The following is a 3,941-nucleotide window of genomic DNA, read 5'->3' on the forward strand; positions in this document are numbered from 1 at the left end:
GGCTACCCTCAAGAATGACCTTGCAATATTTTGGCTACCTTCAACAATGACCCTGCAATATTTTGGCTACCCTCAAGAATGACCTTGTAATATTTTGGCTACCTTCAACAATGACCTTGTAATATTTTGGCTACCTTCAACAATGACCTTGTAATACTTTGGCTACCCTCAAGAATGACCTTGCAATATTTTGGCTATCTATTTTAGTCTTTAATGAAACAAGGACTAAAATTATATTTTAGTCCCTGACTTAGTCCCTTATCAGCTGTAAACAACTGATAATCAGTATTATTTGTGGAGAAGATGGGGCTCGAACCCACGACCTTTTGGCTGCCAGCCAAACGCTCTAGCCAACTGAGCTACATCCCCGATTGTGAGGGCAAAGATAAATATTTTTTTTGATTAAACAACCTATTTGCAAAAAAAATTATACTTTTGCCACAAAATTTGTAACTATGACAACTGATAGACAACAAGGTTCTTTATACACAAAGATAGATAACCAACTGGCAATCATTACTTTTGGTCACCCAAATGCTAATGCTTTTCCATTGGTGCTCTTGGAAAGGCTAACGCAAGAAATTGATGCTTTGTCAGAAAACAATGCGGTGAGTATTATCCTTTTAAAAAGCGAAGGCGATAGAGCGTTTTGTGCAGGAGCTTCATTTGACGAACTTTTGGCTATTACTAATGAGGCTGAAGGTTGTAAGTTTTTTGAAGGGTTTGCACATCTTTTCTTAGCTATGCGCCGTTGCAAAAAGCTGATTATCGGAAGAGTACAAGGGAAAGCTGTAGGTGGCGGTGTAGGGTTATTAGCTGCTTTAGACTATGTATTTGCTACTGAAGCTGTGAGTATAAAACTCTCTGAACTTTCGCTTGGTATAGGTCCGTTTGTGATTGCTCCAGTTATCTTGCGCAAAGCAGGACAGGCTGCCTTAAATGAGCTTTTTATGGCACCAGACCAATGGAAAAATGCCTATTGGGCACAGCAGAAAGGACTTATAGCACGTGTGTATGAAACAGCTAAAGAGATGGACGAAGCTATTGACCATTTTTTAGTTACCCTACTAAAATCTAATCCTCAGGCATTATCAGAGATGAAACGCGTAACCTGGCAACATACGGAACACTGGGAACGAGAACTTATAGATAATGCGGCTATTTCTGGCAGGTTGGTGCTTTCAGAACAAACAAGATTAATGTTAGAAAAATTGAAAAATAAATGAAAACTGAAGAAACAGTATTAGAAATTGACCTTACCGCTTTAGAGAGAAACATACAATATTTAAAAAGTAGGCTAAAACCTACTACTTGGTTTTTGGCAGTAGTAAAAGCCTCATCATACGGCAATGAAGCTACCCAAATAGCTGCATATATAGAGAAAAAAAAGTTAGCTAACTATTTTGCGGTAGCTTATACTTCTGAAGGTATCGCACTACGCAAACGCGGTATCAGCTTGCCTATCATAGTACTGCACCCACAAAGTATTAATTTTGATGATATTATAAAATATCAATTAGAACCGACACTTTACTCACTTAGAACAGCACATTTGTTTTTAGAATACGCTGAAAAGCACCAATTATCTGACTATCCTGTGCACCTTAAATGCAATACAGGGCTTAACCGCTTAGGTTTTGATTTCAATCAAATAGACGAAGTGCTTAGTTTGTTAAAAAACAATGCTACTGTAAAGGTAAAAACAGCTTATTCGCATCTGGCTGCCTCAGAAGATATGAATGAGAAAGTATTTACCGAAAACCAGATACAGCGTTTTATCGCTTTTCAGGAAAAGGTAAATCAGACTTTTGCACATAAAGTGATTTACCACCAGTGCAATACTTCAGGAATACTCAATTATCCTGAGGCACAGTTTGATATGGTGCGCAGTGGTATAGGGATGTATGGTTTTGCTAATGACGCTGCTCTTCAGCCTTATTTGACCCCTATAATGTCGTTAAAAAGTGTAATTTCGCAAATTCACCGCCTTGAAATAGGTGATAGTTTGGGCTATAACAGGGGTTACATAGCAGATCATATTACTAAGACTGCCACTATACCTGTGGGACACGCCGATGGTATCAACCGAATTTACGGCAAAGGAAAGGGGTTTGTATTTATACACGGAAAAAAAGCCCCTATTCTGGGAAATGTATGTATGGATATGATAATGGTAGACATCACTCACATCGATTGTGAAGAAGGAGATGAGGTAATAGTGTTTGACAAAGATCATACAGCAGAGACTTTAGCAGAATCGGCAGGGACAATATCATATGAATTGATGACCTCTATGGCGCACAGAATCAAGCGTTTATATATAGAAGAATAAAAAATATTAAAAAAAGTTGCTAAAAAGTTTGCTATATAAAAAAAAGTTTGTACTTTTGCACCCAGAAAATCGCGGGATAGAGCAGTAGGTAGCTCGTCGGGCTCATAACCCGAAGGTCACTGGTTCGAGTCCAGTTCCCGCTACAAAGGTAAAAGCCTAATAAAAATACGCCTTAGAGCGTATTTTTTTATGTCCAAACTATATCAACTTATACAAAGCGAGTATAAATTCGAGTATATAACCGAGTATTTTTGTCGGTTCTAAAACCATTTACTTTTATGGATACTGAAATCTCTTTTCTGAATGTTGAAAATGGTGATTTTTTCTTGGTCAAAGAAGTTATTATTACGAAGGATACTACTTTTTCGAGCCTTCGGGCGCAGTTTCCTACTCATAAAATATGGGATGTGGGAACGGGGTATTGTTGGTTGTATTTCAATGATTGTTCTTTTGAAAGAAAGATGTTCAGTGTGGCACTTTGCTTCAGAGAAGAGCACTTATTCTCCATAGAATTTTCTATGAATGAACGACAAACTTCTTGGGAGGATTGGAGTGAGGCTTACGAGCTGAAAACAGAAAAATATTACAAACAATGGATTTCCTCCCAAATAGGCGAAGCACATTCCTTTGATTGGGGAAGTGTAGGAGCTCATTATGACCGCAAAGGAGGAAGTACTTTTATGTGGGTTACTTATAAATAAAATATGAAATATGAAAAACTTACCCCTTATATAGAAGAAGCTTATACTATTTTTGCTTCTTATAGTATTACTTCGTTTTTAACTGTCTGTGATTGTGGGAACTGTATCACTCAAGAGGAAATAAAGTTATTGGTAACTACCCCTTTGCGGGAGCTCTCTCGAGATTTGATAGATACTTATATCAGTGCTATGTTTGAGAATGAAGACAAGGCAATTATCGAGCTTCGGTATTTCTTACCACGTATGCTAGAACTTCTCTCACAAGGAGAAATTTTATACATAGATGAAGGTTTTTCACTCTCTAAATGTCATTTTGAACGTGAAGATATTTGGAAACCTGCAGAGAGCGCTTTTATGGAGCGCTTTGCAAAAGCCTTTTTTAATGAGGTACTTGAGGGAGAGAATCCTGACCTATGTGATTCAGCAGAGGACTGGCTGGTTTGTTTTGGCTTGAGTGGCTTGCCTATAGCCCCCCTTTTAAATACTTGGCTTCAACAGGCTGATAAGGTAATGGCATTGTACTACTTTGAGGAGTTCCTCACTCATAGCTTTCGCTCAGTAGGAATAGCGTTCAAGCACAGTTATTTTAAGGACAAGCACCCAGAGCTCAATGAGCAAATAACTGCTTGGCTTATGTCACCTCATACCCAGCAAATCTTCCTACAAGCTACAGAGAACCTGCTTCTTTCGGATACAGAACTGGAGGAAGAAGTATTGTTTTCCTTAGAGAATCTGTATAATCAATTGATGTATTTAAAAAATGAAGGAATTGAGGAATAAAAGGTTTATATCCCTAGTCATTCTAAAACTTCAATTTACTTTTTACTTTTATTAATTTATTTTTCGCTCGAACATTGAGTTTAGCGCTCTTTATCTGAACAAAAGAAAATATTTGAAGCTATGATAGG

The 3,941-nt window shown here is 37.7% G+C and carries 4 protein-coding genes and 2 tRNA genes; 5 read left to right on the forward strand and 1 reads right to left on the reverse strand.

Annotated elements, in window-relative coordinates:
• Positions 1 to 295: 295 nt before the first annotated feature.
• Positions 296 to 369, reverse strand: a tRNA-Ala gene (locus HMPREF9074_RS06760).
• A gap of 86 nt (positions 370 to 455) precedes the next feature.
• On the opposite strand from HMPREF9074_RS06760, the gene HMPREF9074_RS06765 reads away from it, so the two are divergent.
• The 5 genes from HMPREF9074_RS06765 to HMPREF9074_RS06785 all read left to right on the forward strand — a co-directional run bounded on the left by HMPREF9074_RS06765 (position 456) and on the right by HMPREF9074_RS06785 (position 3,813).
• The gene (locus tag HMPREF9074_RS06765) at positions 456 to 1,226 is read left to right on the forward strand and encodes an enoyl-CoA hydratase/isomerase family protein (protein ID WP_009392796.1); all 771 of its coding nucleotides are present in this window, start codon (positions 456 to 458) and stop codon (positions 1,224 to 1,226) included.
• Positions 1,223 to 2,332, forward strand: coding sequence for an alanine racemase (alr, locus tag HMPREF9074_RS06770; RefSeq protein ID WP_009392797.1), 1,110 nt, complete (start codon positions 1,223 to 1,225; stop codon positions 2,330 to 2,332). The genes HMPREF9074_RS06765 and alr overlap by 4 nt, the downstream gene beginning before the upstream one ends.
• A 70-nt stretch (positions 2,333 to 2,402) precedes the next feature.
• A tRNA-Met gene (locus HMPREF9074_RS06775) sits at positions 2,403 to 2,475 on the forward strand.
• A 135-nt stretch (positions 2,476 to 2,610) separates the two neighbouring features.
• Positions 2,611 to 3,033: a hypothetical protein gene (locus HMPREF9074_RS06780; protein ID WP_009392799.1), complete on the forward strand. Its 423-nt coding sequence runs from the start codon at positions 2,611 to 2,613 to the stop codon at positions 3,031 to 3,033.
• Between the two features lie 3 nt (positions 3,034 to 3,036).
• Complete coding sequence (locus tag HMPREF9074_RS06785; protein WP_009392802.1) at positions 3,037 to 3,813, forward strand: hypothetical protein; 777 nt, start codon at positions 3,037 to 3,039, stop codon at positions 3,811 to 3,813.
• Positions 3,814 to 3,941: the final 128 nt, after the last annotated feature.

Source organism: Capnocytophaga sp. oral taxon 329 str. F0087 (assembly GCF_000213295.2).
In the GTDB taxonomy this organism is placed as follows: domain Bacteria; phylum Bacteroidota; class Bacteroidia; order Flavobacteriales; family Flavobacteriaceae; genus Capnocytophaga; species Capnocytophaga leadbetteri_A.

Coding starts and splice junctions, on each gene's coding strand:
- HMPREF9074_RS06765 (WP_009392796.1), top strand. CDS start 456: ATGACAACTGATAGACAACAAGGTTCTTTATACACAAAGATAGATAAC.
- alr (WP_009392797.1), top strand. CDS start 1,223: ATGAAAACTGAAGAAACAGTATTAGAAATTGACCTTACCGCTTTAGAG.
- HMPREF9074_RS06780 (WP_009392799.1), top strand. CDS start 2,611: ATGGATACTGAAATCTCTTTTCTGAATGTTGAAAATGGTGATTTTTTC.
- HMPREF9074_RS06785 (WP_009392802.1), top strand. CDS start 3,037: ATGAAATATGAAAAACTTACCCCTTATATAGAAGAAGCTTATACTATT.